This window comes from Streptomyces sp. PKU-EA00015 (assembly GCF_013387495.1).
Classification (GTDB): Bacteria; Actinomycetota; Actinomycetes; order Streptomycetales; family Streptomycetaceae; genus Streptomyces.
On the sequence record NZ_JABZEE010000103.1, the window covers coordinates 1 to 14,859 of the forward strand.

A 14,859-nucleotide genomic window follows, 5' to 3' on the forward strand; every position below is an offset into this window, starting at 1 on the left:
CCACCAGCTCGGCCTGCGCGACGAGTATCGCGACGCCGACTCCCCGCACCGACCCCACGTGCCGGGCAGCCTCCTCGGTGACCTCAACGCGGACCCCGAGGACTCCTCACTCGCCGTCGCAGGTCTCCGTGGCCGGCACCTGGCGCTGCTGGCTGCGCTGATCGGGGACGTAACCCCACAGCCACAGCAAAGCGCGGAGGAGGACGCCGAGCAGACCTGGGACGCGGTACGCACCGGCACCGACCCGGTCCTCCGCGAATCTGTCTGGGTGGATCCGGTCTCCCTGCCCCGACCGTCCGACAGCGGCGCGGCAGTCACCGAAGTCCCGGCCCGTATGCCGCAGGACCCGAACGCGACCCCAACCGCTGCCGCCGAACCGACCCTCGTTCCCTTCAAGTCGGGGAACTTCGAGTTCACGAACCTTGCGCACACGAACGAGAGGTACCGCGACAAGGCGATCCGCATCATCGATCTGCTGCGGAAGCACGACACCATCCGCGAGTACATCGGCACCCGCCCCTGCCGCATCACCCTGCACCTGCGGACGACGGAGACCCCAGCCGACGTGACGGATCGTGACGATGACGGCGTGGACATCAACCTTGCCAGCTATTACTTCGAGAAGTACGACATCGGTTACATCATGGGGATGCTGGCCCACGAGATCGGCCTGCACCCGCTCGCCTCCCGCAACACGAACATCCCCGACGAGGAGGAGATGTTCCAGGGAGTCCCGCTGACCGTGCCGGGGCTGGCCGACCTCAGCAGACCGCGCACCATGAACACCGAGGGCGCCGGTCAGGCCGACCACATCATGGCCGCCTTCCCCAGCAGCACAAGGCACCGGATCTACCGCGACATCGTCCTGGGAATGGCCGAGATCATGGCGGAGGAAGCGCGGGTCGGCGAGGAGGGCGCCAAGGCCCAGGACGTCACCGACCTGATCGACTGCTATCTGATGGACCTGGCCTCAATCGCCCTCACCAACGACCACCGGACGAACGCGGCGAAGGAGCCCAACTACACGGCGCGGGTCTACAACGCCTACAAAGACCTGTTCCAGGACCAGTTGGCGGGAGCCCCCGCGCTCCAGGCCCTTCAGGCCCTCCTGCCGTCCAACAAGAGCATGTTCGGCGTGATGAACGACTTCCGGCGCATCGCCACCCACGTCGCCATCGGCAACAACGGCGACAGCATCCAGCAGGCCGGTACGACCTGAGGCGCGTGTGTCTGCGACGACTCCGTCCGCGACTTCGGACACATCTCAGCGGGTCAGGGAGGCTGCGTCTCCCATGACGATGACGGGGTCCAGGTCCGGGTCGAGCGCCAGCAGCAGTTCTTTGATGTGCTCTTCGGCGATGCTGACGCAGCCCTGGGTGGGGCCGGCGTGGTCGACGTGGACCCAGATGCCTCCGCCCCTCTCGGCGCCCAGCGGCCTGGTCCAGTCCAAAGGGGTGGTGCCGGACTTGCGGTTGTAGTTGATGGCGATCACGTAGTCGAACGAGCCGGCCAGGGGTTCGCCTTCGAAGCCGGTCCCGGAAATGCTGAAGGCGCTTGAGCGGTCGTAGGGCAGGCGGGTGCCGGGGTCGGCCAGCAAGCCGCCGGCGTCGGTGAGCCGGAAGACACCGATGGGTGAGCGCAGGTCGCCCAGGTGGTGGTCGTCGGTCCAGCCCCGCAGCCCGTTGTGGGCGGGCCAGGGCCCCGCGGCCTGCTCCCAGCCGTCTGCGGAGCGCTCGTAGAGGGCGACAGTGGCGGTGTTGGCGTTCTTGCCGTCGCCGGTGGCGAGCAGCACCTGCCGGGTGGTGTCGGGTATGTCGGCGAGCATGCCCCCGCCCACACCCGGCAGCTTCAGATCCCGTGCGGACTGGCGGCTCGTGGTGCCGTCGGCCGGCGCCCGCACGGGGCGGTCTGCGGCCACGGTCGCATCGGCAGGGGATGACGCCGCGCCGGAAGTGAAGGCGGGCGAGGCGCAGCCGGCCAGTACCGACACAGCACTCACAGTGATCACCAACAGCAGTACGGACCTACGGACGGACGGGTTGGCACGGTCTACGGGCATGGCTGAGAAGGACCCTTCTCGGGCAGGGACAAAACGGGGCGGTGGCGGCCTCGGGCGGTCAGCCGAAGCGAACGGTGCGCAGCAGCGTCTGAGCCTGCTTCAGAGCTGGGTTGCCGCTCGTTGCAGGGCCGGCCGGGCTGATCGTGACGCCGGTCGTGCCGAGGTCGTTCTGGTCGGGAGTACTGGTACCGGAAGGAGGCATGCGGGTGCTGGGCGGGCTGGACTCGCCGGTGCCGGGTGACTCGGCCACGCAGATGCTCACCTGGAGCGCCGGGTGTCCTCGCTCGGCTGGGATGACGGCGGCGGAGGCGTACTCCAGCTGTCCGCGCAGTGACCGGCAGCCGTCGCCGGGGGCGGCCGCCGGAGTGAGCGTGTCGGTAGCAGCGGTGGCGCCTGGGTCCTCGATGGGTTCGAGGGCGACGACCACAGCGCCGGGCTCCAGCGCGGCCAGCGGTGCGCAGGAGAAGACGTCCCAGGTCCGCGCGGTGTCGCGGGTGCATCGTGTCGTCGCACCGGAGTCGTCCAGGCGCTGGGTTGCGGCATAGACCACGGCGGAGCGGCTCGCGCGCGGGGCGGCAACCGCCTGCCATCCCTCGGGCAGGCTCATGGCCAGGCCCTCCGCGGCGGCGAAGCGCACCGGGTGGCCGGCCGCAACGGTCGGAGTCGTCGCGGCCGGAGTGGTGGGAGGGGGCTGGGTGAACCATCCTTGCCCGGGCCACAGAGCCAGACCTGTCACGGCCAGAGCGCCGGCGGCGACGGCCGACGCGGTGCGCTGCCGGCGTCGGCGGACGCGGTGCCGGACCTGCTCCATACGGTCTGCCGGGGCTGCCGGCCGGGGTACCGACCGCTCCAGCAGCCCCCTGAGCTCCGCCGCATCGTCCGGGTCCGTCAGGTGGGGATCAGGCACGTGGCCGCCCTCCGCTCCGGCTGATGGGGACTTGTGCCGGCGGCTGCGACGCGTGACCGGCGGAGGGCGTGAGGGGACTGTCGCCGAGCAGGGTGCGCAGCGTCTTGAGGGCTTTGGCGCTCTGGCTTTTCACGGTGCCCGGCCGACAGCGCAGGATGCCGGCGGTCTCCTCGACGGACAGATCCTCGAAGTAGCGCAGCACCAGCACCGCACGCTGCCGCGCGGGCAGCTGCCGTACGGCGGTCGCCAGGGCCTGTTCCAGGTCGACGCCGGTGAAGGGGTCGCCGATCGCGGGCCGGTCGGGGAGCTCGCCGTGCGGTACTTCGCTGCGCCAGCGGCGCTGCCACCATGAGGCGTGCGTGTTGACGATCGTCTTGCGGACGTAGGCTTCCGGGTGTTCCTCGGCGATCCGGCGCCACTTGGGCCAGACCTTCGCCAGCGCGGTCTGCAGCAGGTCCTCGGCCAGGTGCGCGTCCGCGGTCAGCAGCCACGCCACGCGCAGCAGGCGCGGCCCGCGCGCTTGCACGAACTCCTCGAAGTCCGGTGCGCCGCCGTTGTTGCCTCTCGCGTCGGCCATGCCCCCGCCATCGTGCCTGTGCAGTACTTGTGTCCTTCACATCCCGGTCAACCAGGTGGGCCCCGCATTGGGTTGCCTCACCAGGGAAGATTTTCTTCGAGCCGTGCCGGCCACTCAGGTCGAGGGCCGGCCGCCTCGTACCGGCTGCACCGCGGTGCAGGGTGGACCCGGTCGCGCTGCGTATCCGTCTACCTGCCGCGCGCCGGTGTGATGTTCGCGTCGGCGTGCGCGCGTAGCAGGAGGGCGATCCAGCTGCGGTAGGGCTTCCACCGCTCGGCGACGTGCACCAGCGCCGGAACACCGCCCGGCTGACCCTCAAGGCCGTAGGCGGTGGTCATGGCCGCGTGCAGCCGGGGTTCGTGACGGGGGAAGAGGTCGGGGTGCCCGGCGCCGCGGATGAGGACGAGCTCGGCGGAGAACGGGCCGATGCCTGGCAGTTTCTGCAGCGCGGCGAGGGCGTCCTGGGCCGGCATGCCGCGCAGGGAAGCGGCGTCGAGTTCACCGGCGGCCGCAGCATCGGCCACGGCTTGCAGCCGCTCGATCTTCACCTCGGTCAGGCCGGGAAAGGTCGTGATCGTCCGCAGGACGTGCGGGGCGGGGAAGGCGAACAGCTCCTGCCCGGCGACCTCGACGCGCCGTCCGTGCCGCTGGGACAGGAGGGTCTTGACGGCGGCGGCGTGGCTCATGCGGACCCGGTGGCCGATGACCGCCCATGCCGCCGCCTCATAGGGGGAGTTGAAGCACACCGGCCGCAGCCCGGGAAGCTCCTGCGTCAGCGCTGCCACCACCGGGTCGGCGGATGCCAGGGCCGGGAAGCGGGCGCCGTCGACGTCCAGGGAGAGAATGCGGGCAACACCGGCGGCGGCCGTCTCCCAGGGATCGTTGTCGGCCGGCGATGCCGGAGTCCCCGGGGCGGCGGCCGGGTGGAGGGTGATCTCGGCGTGCACCGCACCGGCGTTGTCCGGTGTCTGCTCCTGCTGCACGGCGGCGGTGACGGTGAAGCGGCCGTCGTCCGCGGGGAACGCCAGCCGGAGTACCCCGTCGTGGCCCCCCTGGTAGCGGGCCGGTGTGAACCCTTCCAGGAAGCGCAGGCCCGCCGCGAGGGAGAACGGGCCGCGGGGGGTGAGGACGACGGCCTTCACCGTCAGCCTCCGTGCACGGTGAGCCGGTAGCCCTCGGGGCCGGTGAAGGAGAACATCGGCCCGAACGGGCTGTCCTGCAACGGGGTGACGTCTTCCGTGCCCGCTGCCACAAGTTGCTCGCGCAGCGCGCCGACGTCCGTGGTGCGCAGCCACAGCGCCACGCCCAGACCAGGACGCGCGGCGCCGTCCAGGTCGACGCCCGGGAGCGGCTCGCGGACGGCGAACGGGATCGGACTGGTGGCGAACACGACCGCGTGGGGCGGTGCGGCGGGGGCCCGGCGCAGCCCGAGGCGCTCCTCGAAGAAGGCGGCCGCGGCGGGCATGTCCTTGACCTGCAGAGCGATGAAATCGGGACCTTCGACGGTGACGGACATAGTTGCTCCCAGGGGGTGATCTGCCCGGACTCGATGTCAGGACTTTGACATAGCTGACTGTAGGCACCGGCTCCCACGCATGTCAAAATGCTGACATGGAAGAGCTTGCGCCCGTGCCCTCGCCCCACCCAGCCAAGGACGTCACCGAGCACGTCGGATACCGCCTCAAACGCGCCTCAGCCGCCCTGCGCAGCGCCATGGACAAGGCCCTGCGCGAGCACGACCTCACCGTCCCGCAGTACTCGTGCCTGGAACTCCTGGACGAACAGCCCGGTCTGTCCAACGCTGACCTGGCCCGCGGCACCTTCGTCACCAGGCAGTCGGCCAACGTCGTCCTGCGCGGCCTCAAAGACGCCGGCCTCATCACCCGGCCGGCTACCGCCGACCACGGCCGCGCCTTGCCCGTCCACCTCACCCCGGCTGGACAGCAGCGCCTGCAGGCGGCCCGCAGCACCGTCTACGCCATCGAGGAACGCATGATCAAGAGCATTCCCGTGCGGCGGCTGACGGCCCTTCTGGCCGACCTCGACACCATGACCGATGCCCTCGAATACTGACTGCCTGGTTCCCCACCCTGCCGAGCAGCCGCCACCGGATCAACCGGCCGGCCGGCAGCTTCCTCTTGGGCGGACACCAGGCCCCTCGCGGCTCGCCCGCAGGCTGAGCCCACGGGCCCCCTCGGCGGGCCCCGACCGTGATGGTCGCCGGCGTGCGCCGCACGGGACGTCCTCGCGCCGTACTCGGCAAGTCCCGGCGGAATTACGGTTTCTCCCTCTCCTCGGAACGACTCCGTTCGTGCCAGACTCTGCGGCGATCGTTCCCCCAGGCGATCCTTCCCCTCGGCCCTGAGGGCCTGGGGAGACCCCGAGCACCACACGGAACCACGCGAGCCATGCGACGCATGCATGCGAAAGGGATCGCAACGTGAAGAGATCTGTCGTGGGCATGACCCTAGGGTCGGCGCTCACCGCTCTCCTCGCGGCGGGGCTGCAGCCCGCCGCCGCGCAGGAGGCCGCGGACACGTCGCCGAAAGCCTCGGAAGCCGCCACCGCGCACCGCTCCGACAATCGCCCCGGACCGCTCACGAAGCAGCGCACCGAGCTGCGCGAGCAGGCGATCGACAAGATCGCCAAGGGGAAGGCCAAGGCGAATGCCCGGGGCGTCGTCGAGGTCGCGCCCGGCAAGTTCGTGGAGACCGAGACCACCACGGCCGTACGCCAGGAGAAGATCTTCACCATCCTCTCCGAGTTCGGCGACCAGAGCGCCGGACGGTACGGCTCCACCCCCGGCCCCCTGCACAACCAGATAGCCCAGCCGGACCGGAGCGTGGACAACTCCAACGCCTGGACGGCGGATTTCAACAAGGCGTACTACGAGAACCTCTTCAACGGCTCCGGCGAGTCGATGAAGACGTACTACGAGAACCTCTCGGGCGGCCGCTACTCGGTGACCAACACCGTCGAGGACTGGGTCAAGGTCCCGTACAACGCCTCCTTCTACGGTGACAACGCCGTCGAGGACAACGGCGGTTCGTGGGCCTTCGTCCAGGACACCGGCGACGCCTGGTGGAACGCCCGGATCGCGGCCGGCAAGACCCCCGCCGAGATCGACGCCTACCTCGCCCAGTTCGACGTCTGGGACCGCAACGACTGGGACCACGACGGCAACTTCGACGAGGCCGACGGGTACATCGACCACTTCCAGGCCGTGCACGCCGGCATGGGCGAGGACGCGGGCGGCGGCGCGCAGGGCGAGGACGCCATCTGGTCGCACCGCTGGTACGTCAACGGCGACGACTACGGCCTGACCGGCCCCGAGGTGGCCGGTACGCAGAACAAGGCCGGCGGCGCCCGTATCGGCCAGTCGAAGTACTGGCTCGGCGACTACACCACCGAGGGCGAGAACGGCGGACTCGGCGTCTTCTGCCACGAGTTCGGCCACGACCTCGGCCTGCCGGACTACTACGACACGGGCGGCGGCGAGAACTCCACCGCCTTCTGGACCCTGATGAGCTCCGGCTCCTGGCTGAGCCACGGCGCTGCCGCGGGCGCAGGAATCGGCACCCACCCGGGCCTGATGGGCGCCGAGGAGAAACTCTTCCTCGGCTGGCTCGACTACGCCGACGCGCCGCTCGGCGCCACCGGCACGTACACCCTGAACCCCGCGCAGCTCCAGGCCACCGGCAAGGAGCAGGCCGTCCGCGTCGCGCTGCCCGACAAGACGAGCAGCACCACGTACACCACCCCCACCTCGGGGACGCACGCCTGGTGGACCGGCTCGGCCGACGGCCTGAACCAGTCCCTCACCCGCTCCGTGCCGGCCGCCTCACGGGTCACCGTCACGGCGAGCGCCTGGTACGAGATCGAGGCCGACTTCGACTACCTCTTCGCCGAGTACTCCCTCGACGGCGGGGCGAACTGGCTCCGCGCGGGCGCGGCCGTCGACGGCTCCTCCGCCGGCAAGTGGACGACGCTGCGCTACGCGTACGACTCCCAGGGCAAGCCCTCGCTGTTCCGCTTCCGCTACCAGACCGACGGCGGCGTGCACTTCGCCGGCGCGTTCCTGGACGACATCACCCTGTCCTCCGGCGGTACGACGCTGGCCATCGACGACGTCGAGCAGGGCGTCGGCGGCTGGACGGCGACCGGAAAGTGGAAGATCTCGACCGGCACGGAGACGGCCACGTACCCGCGCTACTACCTGGTCGAGAACCGCGAGTACGTCGGCAGCGACGCGCTCCTGGCCGAGGGCCCGTACCAGTTCAGCAAGGGCATCACGGCACCCGACTGGGTGGAGTTCTTCAAGTACCAGAACGGCATGCTCGTCTGGTACGTCGACCGGTCGTACGACGACAACAACGTCAGCTCGCACCCCGGCGGCGGCGCGGCCATGGCCGTCGACGCCCGCCCGGCGCCGTTCAGGTACGACGACGGCACCGCGCCGAGCAACCGGCGCCAGCCGTTCGACGCGACCTTCGGCCTGGAGCCCACCGACGCGACCTGCCTCCACAAGGAGGTCCTGTCGGGCAAGGGACAGCAGCAGACGGTCGTGACGAAGGCGGCCTGCGCGCCCTCGGTCCCGGGCATCGCGGTCTTCGACGACACCGACCCGAACGCGTACTACGACACGTCGGCCCCGCAGGCCAGTGTCAAGGTCGCGGGCCACGGGGTGAAGGTCACGGTCACCGGTGACACCGGTGACGACCTGACGATCAGCGTGGTCAACCCGGCCGCGCACTGACGGCCGGCCGAGCACTGACGGCCGGGTCGCGCGACAGGGCGGCCCGGCCGGACGCCGACCCGTGACGTCACGGGGCCTCCTATTGGTCGAAGCCACTCGTCAATCGCGGCAATCAGCAGGCCGGCCGTCGGGAGACGGCGCTGCGCTCCAGCAGACCGCGCGACTCGAGGGTGCCGGGGACACCGGGCAACGTCCCCCTGGAAATGCCCGCCTCGGCGATTGTCACGGCTACGACAGCGGTTGCCTCCCGGCCCCGTCACTGCCGCCGGTGGCGCTGAAGCCCCGAGGGCGCCAGCGTTGACGACGAACGGCCCGCGCTCCTGGACCGGAGCGCGGGCCGCCGCTTCGTCAGGCCGGGGGTATCACTCCTTCAGTGACTCCGCCCTGACGAACAGCACCCGGCGAGTGAAGACGTTGATCTCCACGGCGGCGACTGCCACCTCGTCACCCACCTCCGGCTGCACATCGCCGAACTCGGACTCCGGAAGCAGTCCGTCGAAGTCCTCACGGACCCTGACGAACGCGCCCAGGTTGACGAGCTTGACCACATGCCCCACGACGGGCTCCATGAAGGAGTCCCGTGCGTAGGCCCGCAGGGGATCGTCGTGCAGATCCTTGAGCGACAGCGTCACGTCGCCGGAAATCTCGCCGACGCCGAGGACCATCACCATCAGTTCCTGCCCGACCTGGACGATCTCGTCACTGCTCGAGAACGGCCGCCACGACATGTTCGCCGTGCTCAGCAGTCCATGGACACCGCCGAGGTCGATCATCGCGCCGGTGGGGAAGACGGACTCCACCACGCCCCGCACGACCGTTCCGGATTCGAGAGAGCTCGGCCGGTTCTGCTGCCCGCTTTCGGCTGTCATCCGGACCATCCCCTTTCGTACGGTGTCCAGTAGGAATCCGCGATCATCGAGTTGAACCGGGGAATGTCCTTCTGGTCAATCACCCACTCGTATTCCACGACGCCCCGGGAATTCTCGTGCCGCTGCCGGTACTTCTCGGGCGGGAACTCCGCCTCGAACTCCGGCTTCATCACGTACTCCCAGTAGCCGTTCTCGAATCCGGGCTGCCCAGCATACTGCTCGGCAGTCTGCCGGCTGTCGCCGAGGTAGGCCGTTCCCTCGTGCCGTCCGTGCTGGCCGTGGGCAGAGGCGACGAGACCGTTCTTGGTGGCCTCCTTCTGACCGGTGTGCGGCGCCCTGAACAGCGACAGGCCCTCACCCTCGGCCTTCTGCCGCTTGGGCTTCTCGGGCGCGGGCTGCGGCTTCGGTGCCGGCTTCTTCTTCATGGGCATCGAGCCGGGCCCCGGCTTGGCCGACGTCGGCCTCCGGGTCACCAGGTCCTTCACCAGGCTCGGCGCGGTGTACGTCCACTTGTTCGTGTCGTAACCGTGGCCCGCTGCCCAGTTGTCGAACTGGGTGCCGTAGTCGCAGCCGGGGCTTCCCGGGCCGCCGCCGTTCCGGCAGTCGCTGTCGAACGGCCAGCCGAAGTACTCCGCCGTGTGGGGCACGTTGGAGACCAGGCCGTAGAAAACCTCACCGGTGCCCATGTACAGCCCGTGGGCCTTGTCCCCGATGGCGTCCGCCGCATCCTCGCACCAGTCGATGCCGAAGCAGTGCCCGTCGAGCTCGACGTTGCTGACCGGGTTGCCGCCACCGAACGCGTACCGGTTCCCGGTGTACGGATCGGAACCGAGCCGCATGTCGGCCAAGGCGCCGTTGTACATGTCCCGGGTGGTGAAGCGGTTCAGCCCTGGGCTGTAGTCGCGGAAGCCCATGTCGTAGGTGCCGGACGCTGCGTCCCAGCGCTTGGAGTTGAAGCGGTAGGGGTTGTACGCCTCCTTGTCGGGCTGGGCGGTGTCGGGCTTGTCGATTCCGGTGAACTCGGACTTGTCGTCGGAGCCGTAGACCGTGTAGCCGTAGGTCGCCTTGGTGTCGCCGGCGGCGTCGGTGAGGGTCTCGGTGTCGGCGTGGCCGTTGTAGCCGTAGACACCCAGCTCCTCGGTGCCACCGGTGTTGTGCTTCAGCTGCGACAGCCGCTCGCCCCACGGCGAGTACTGGTAGGACTTGGTGACCGCTCCGGCCACCGACTCGCTCAGCACCTCACTGCTCGTGCCGAGGTAGTTGTACTCGGTGGTCTTGCCGTCCGCGGTCTTGGTCGACGTGCGGTCCAGCGGGTCGAAGGCGTAGGTGGTGGTCTTCGACGTGCCGTCGCCCTGCAGCTTGGTGTGCTTGACCACGTGGTCGAAGCCGTCGTAGTCATTGTCCTCGACCGTCTTGCCGAGAGAGGTGACGGTGTCGAGCCGGCCGAAGGCGTCGTAGTGGTAGTCCGCCGCGACACCGCCCGTGGTGGCGCGGGTCAGCCGGTTCCTGTCGTATCCGTAGACCGTCTCGGTGCCCCTGACGGTCGAGCGGATCACATTGGCGTTGTTGTCGTGGACGTACGTTTCCGTACCGGCGCCGTTGCCGGTCTTGGTGACCCCCCGGATCCGGTCGACCGGATCGTAGGTGTAGGCGGAGGTGGACTCGAGGTACGCCGCGTGGTTGTCGGCGTTCATCTTCTTCGCGACGTCCTGCGCCCGGTTGCCGTTGGCGTCGTACGTGTAGGTGTGCGAGGAGACGAGGGTGCCGTTCGCCTTCTTCTCGGTCTGCGACTTCTCGGCACCGTTGAGGTAGTACGTGAAGTCGACCGTGTTGCCGTTGGCCTTGGTCTCCTTCAGCGTCTGCCCGCGGTCCGTGTAGAGGTAGTCCGTCACGTGCATGCTGGTGTCGGCGGCGGACTTGCCGACCTTCACCGTCTTGACCAGGTCCCGCAGGTCGTACACATACTGCGAGAACTGGTCGTTGTGGGTGACGGTCTCGACCAGACCGTTGACGTCGTACGTGTAGGAGGTTGCCTTCTTCTCCTGCCCGGTGAGCGCCTCAGTGACCTTCAGGACCTGGTTCTGTCCGGTGTAGGTCATCGTGTACGCGTCGACCTTGGCGCCGAACGAGGTGTCGTCGATCGACGTCGTGTTGCCGTTGACGTCGTAGGCGTACGCGATGGACTTGCGCTCGGTCCCCGCCGACGGGGCGTCGGTGCGGGTCTTCACAGACCCGTCCGGCCAGTAGGCGGTGTTCTGGACCCGGGTGGCGGTGCCGCCGGCCGACGTCAGCGTGCGCTTCGTCTGACGGCCGTCGTCGTCGTACTCGTACGACGTGCGGATGTCCCACGGGTCGGTCGACGTGCGGACCTGCCCGTTGTCGAAGTAGGTGTAGTCGGTGTCGTTGCGCACCGTCTCGGCGTCGGACGGCGGGGCGGAGACCTTCTTCACCCGCCCGATCTCGTCGTACACCGTCTGCGTGTACACGTTCGGGTCGTTGTGGCGGCTGTCGGCCGGGTCGTACGGCTGGAACTGCTTGACCGGCCGGTTGAGCTTGTCGAACTCCGTGCGTTGCACAAAGTCGTCCGCCGTGCCCGTCGTGGCCACGCCCCGCGGGGTGATCACCTTGACGACGTTGCCGACCTCGTCGTACTCGGTCTTGGTGGTGCGGACGGTGGTGCCCTCGTACGGCACCCGCTTCTCGACGGCCTTGCCCCGCTCGTCGTAGAAGATCTCGCTCTTGTTGCGCTCCCTGTCGGTCACCTCCTTGACCAGGGAGTCCTTGTCATAGACGCGCGTGGTGTACTTGCCGGCCGCGTCGGTGACGCGGATGACACGGTGGTTGAGGTCGTACGCCGTCTTCGTGGTGAAGTCGGTCGTGTCGGCCGTGGCGTTCTTCTTCGGGTCGACGACCGTGACCACGTTGCCGACGTTGTCGTACTCGTAACTGACCTTGTCGCCCTTGGCGTTCACTACGCTGCTGAGCTGGTAGACGACGTCGTAGTTGTTCGTGGTGACGAAGTCGGTGGCGTCCGTGGTGGTGGCGACGCCCTTGGGCTCGGTCGTGGTCCTGAGATTGCCGACCTTGTCGTACGTGTACACCGTCTGGCGCGCGGTGGTGTTGTTGTCCGGGTCGGTCGCCTGGGTGACCTGGTCGGCCGCGTCGTACACCGCCTGGGAGACGGCGCCCGTGGGCGAGGTGGCCCGGGTGACGTTGTCGTTGGCGTCGTACACCGGGGCCGGGGAGGTGATGAAGACGCCGGCCTTCTGGTCCTTGGGCGCCTTCCTCACCAGCGGACGGCCGAAGACGTCGTACGTCTGCGTGGTGGTGAGCTTCCGGTTCTCGGAGGCGAGGACCTGGTCGACCTGGGTGACCTGACCGCGCTCGTCGTAGACGTACTCGGTGGCGTTGCCCAGGGCCTCGGTGATCGTCTTCGGGTACCCGTTGGGGTCGTAACCGGAGTTGAGGGTCTCGTTGCCGTTGGCGTCGATGTCCTTGGTCGGCTGACCGTGGACGTCGTACTCGTACGAGGAGGTGTAGTCACCGGCCGTCGCGGTCGAAACACCCTTGGGGTCGGTGACCGTCGTCAGGTTGCCGAAGGAGTCGTAGCCGAACTGCCACTTGCGGCCCTCGGGCGAGGTCTTGGTGAACAGGTCGGCCGCGAAACCGTCGACGCGGGTCTGGTACGTGTACTTCGTGGAACCGGCCAGACTGGCGTCGTTCGCCGGATCGCAGAAGTACGTCGCCAGCAGCTGCTCGGACGCCCAGGTTCTGGTCGTCTCCGCGTCCCACTCGCGCAGCGGGAAACCGGTCTTGGGGTCGTAGCAGTACGCGGTCTTGGCGCCGTTCGGCTCCTCCAGATAGGTGACGTTGTTGTCTGCGTCCCAGTTGAGCTTGGAGACCTCCGACTTGGCGTTGGTGATCTGCACCTGCCGGCCGAAGTCGTCCAGCACGTAGTCCGTGGCGTGCGCCTCGGCGTCGGTGACCTTGGTGTCGGTGAACTTCGAGTTCGCGGCGTTCGCCTTGTACGTGAATCCGGTGTTGTGGTTCAGACGGTCGGTGATCGTCTTGGTCCACCAGTGGTACTTCGGGTCGTCGCCCACCTGCGGCGCGTAGTACGCGAAGGAGGTCGCGTTGCCGCGCGGGTCGGTCGCCTTGACCAGCTTGACGTTCTTGTTGCCCTGCGTGGCGTCGTAGGTGAACTTGAACACCTTCGGCTGCGACGAGCCCACACCGTCGGTGAGCTGCCCGAGCAGACCCTTGGTGGTGTAGTAGAACTCGATCTTCCGGCCCGAGATGTCGGTGACCGACCGCAGGTGGTCGTAAATCTTCGAGTTGTTCAGCGATCCGGTGTCCGTGGTGAGGACGCCGGAGTCATTGACGTACTGGTAGCCGGACTGGCCCTTGGTCCAGTAGTCGACGGTCAGCGACTGGCGGCCGGCCGGGTCGGTGATGTACTTGAGGAACTTGGTCGGCTTGTTGTTGGACTTGCGCTCCTCGTAGGTGAACGTCTGCGTGTTGCCGTTCTTGTCGACCGCCGACGTCATGTAGCCGTCGCAGCCGAACAGGAACCGCGTCCCGTCCGGGCGGGTCAGCGTCCAGGCGTCCGGGACCGGGTCCTTGGTCGGCTTGCAGTCCAGGCCCGACTTCATCGTGACCTTGTAGTGGACTCCCGCGGGGGCCTTCCACACGCTGTTGGTGGCATCCCAGCGGAAGACGTGCGTGGTGCCGTCGCCGTCCGGGAGACGGATCTCCGTCGGGCTGGGGTTGGGGTGGAAGTCCAGCGGAGCGCCCAGCCGGATCGGACCCGATGCCTGCATCGACCAGCCGTGACCCGAGACCGTGTCCGACGTGTCCAGCGAGTTGTACGCGAGCCGGAAGAACGTGTTCAGGCCGCGGCCCGGGTTGGTGAACGCGTTGTACTGCCACACGCTGTTGCCCGCGGCCAGGTTGTTCATCACCGTGGAGCCGGCGCCGGTGTTCTTGCCGGTGTAGCTGTAGAACTTCTCCATGCCGAGGCTGTTGGAGGTCGGGTCCTCGACCGCGACGTTCTGCTTCAGCGGCGGAATGCCGCCGGTGCCGGCGGAGAGCCAGGTGCCGTCGGCGATCTTGCGGACGTCCCAGCCGAGCACGTACTCGTTGCGCTTGTTGCCCGAGTCCGAGTTGATCGGGGTGGCGACCTTGGCCTGGATGGTGGCCGACTTGCCCGGCAGCAGGGCCGGGATCGGGGTCTTGAGCTGGTTGCCGCCGGTCGTCACGTCCGTGCCGTCGGGGAGCTTCCAGGTGTAGGAGAGCTCGCGCTCACCCGCGGCCCACGCCGTGGCGGTGGTGTTGGTGACCGTGAACTCCACCGTGTACGTGGTGTTCGGCGTCATCCGCGCCGGGGTGGTGGGCGCGTAGTACGTGTCCTCCGTGGTCGAGTCGACGTAGATCACGCGCAGCAGCGGCCGCAGCTGCGGGTCCGGGGCGGCCGAGGACAGGAAGATGGAGCGTTCCTTCGGGCCCGTCGACTCGTCCTTCAGCTTGATCAGGGTGCCCTTGTTGCTGGTGGGCGTCTTGACCCAGCCCTGGGTGAGGGACGTGGCGTCCCACCAGTGGCGTCCGAGGTCGGTGTTGAACGCCGGCACGTAGTCGGAGACGACCGAGGAGTGGTCGCCGCCGGGTGTGGTCCACGCGGTGGTGGAGTTGGCG

General features: G+C 68.5%; 10 protein-coding genes. 3 read left to right on the forward strand and 7 right to left on the reverse strand.

The annotated features are described in order from the left end of the window. On the forward strand, positions 1 to 1,219 hold a 1,219-nt coding region (locus HW130_RS34775), incomplete at its 5' end, for a hypothetical protein (protein WP_177153764.1). A gap of 45 nt (positions 1,220 to 1,264) precedes the next feature. On the opposite strand, the gene HW130_RS34780 is transcribed toward HW130_RS34775, so the two are convergent. From HW130_RS34780 to HW130_RS34800, 5 genes are all read right to left on the reverse strand, one after another. Continuing rightward, a complete protein-coding gene (locus tag HW130_RS34780) occupies positions 1,265 to 2,059 on the reverse strand; it encodes a hypothetical protein (RefSeq protein ID WP_177153765.1) in 795 nt (264 codons plus the stop codon). Positions 2,060 to 2,117: 58 nt separating this feature from the next. After that, positions 2,118 to 2,966 carry a hypothetical protein gene (locus tag HW130_RS34785; RefSeq protein WP_177153763.1) on the reverse strand — a complete coding sequence of 283 codons (849 nt, stop codon included), beginning with the start codon at positions 2,964 to 2,966 and terminating at the stop codon, positions 2,118 to 2,120. Next, positions 2,959 to 3,543, reverse strand: coding sequence for a SigE family RNA polymerase sigma factor (locus HW130_RS34790; RefSeq protein WP_177153766.1), 585 nt, complete (start codon positions 3,541 to 3,543; stop codon positions 2,959 to 2,961). Before HW130_RS34790 ends, HW130_RS34785 begins: the two co-directional genes overlap by 8 nt. Positions 3,544 to 3,731: 188 nt before the next feature. Then, a complete protein-coding gene (locus HW130_RS34795; RefSeq protein WP_177153767.1) occupies positions 3,732 to 4,685 on the reverse strand; it encodes a DNA-3-methyladenine glycosylase in 954 nt (317 codons plus the stop codon). A gap of 2 nt (positions 4,686 to 4,687) precedes the next feature. Beyond that, on the reverse strand, positions 4,688 to 5,059 hold the full coding sequence (locus HW130_RS34800; protein WP_177153768.1) for a VOC family protein: 372 nt from the start codon (positions 5,057 to 5,059) through the stop codon (positions 4,688 to 4,690). 95 nt (positions 5,060 to 5,154) lie between these two features. Between HW130_RS34800 and HW130_RS34805 the strand changes: the two genes are divergently transcribed. Next, complete coding sequence (locus HW130_RS34805) at positions 5,155 to 5,616, forward strand: MarR family winged helix-turn-helix transcriptional regulator (protein ID WP_177153769.1); 462 nt, start codon at positions 5,155 to 5,157, stop codon at positions 5,614 to 5,616. A 367-nt stretch (positions 5,617 to 5,983) separates the two neighbouring features. Continuing rightward, positions 5,984 to 8,299 carry an immune inhibitor A domain-containing protein gene (locus HW130_RS34810; protein WP_309140666.1) on the forward strand — a complete coding sequence of 772 codons (2,316 nt, stop codon included), beginning with the start codon at positions 5,984 to 5,986 and terminating at the stop codon, positions 8,297 to 8,299. 362 nt (positions 8,300 to 8,661) lie between these two features. Here the strand turns inward: HW130_RS34810 and HW130_RS34815 are convergent, their stop codons facing one another. Together HW130_RS34815 and HW130_RS34820 are read right to left on the reverse strand one after the other, a co-directional pair. Further along, entirely contained in the window at positions 8,662 to 9,168 is a 507-nt protein-coding gene (locus tag HW130_RS34815; RefSeq protein ID WP_177153770.1) for a S1 RNA-binding domain-containing protein, read from the reverse strand. Beyond that, the coding region (locus HW130_RS34820) for an RHS repeat-associated core domain-containing protein (RefSeq protein WP_177153771.1) at positions 9,165 to 14,859 on the reverse strand (5,695 nt) is incomplete at its 5' end. The genes HW130_RS34820 and HW130_RS34815, both read right to left, overlap by 4 nt.

Coding starts and splice junctions, on each gene's coding strand:
- HW130_RS34780 (WP_177153765.1), bottom strand. CDS start 2,059: ATGCCCGTAGACCGTGCCAACCCGTCCGTCCGTAGGTCCGTACTGCTG.
- HW130_RS34790 (WP_177153766.1), bottom strand. CDS start 3,543: ATGGCCGACGCGAGAGGCAACAACGGCGGCGCACCGGACTTCGAGGAG.
- HW130_RS34800 (WP_177153768.1), bottom strand. CDS start 5,059: ATGTCCGTCACCGTCGAAGGTCCCGATTTCATCGCTCTGCAGGTCAAG.
- HW130_RS34805 (WP_177153769.1), top strand. CDS start 5,155: ATGGAAGAGCTTGCGCCCGTGCCCTCGCCCCACCCAGCCAAGGACGTC.
- HW130_RS34815 (WP_177153770.1), bottom strand. CDS start 9,168: ATGACAGCCGAAAGCGGGCAGCAGAACCGGCCGAGCTCTCTCGAATCC.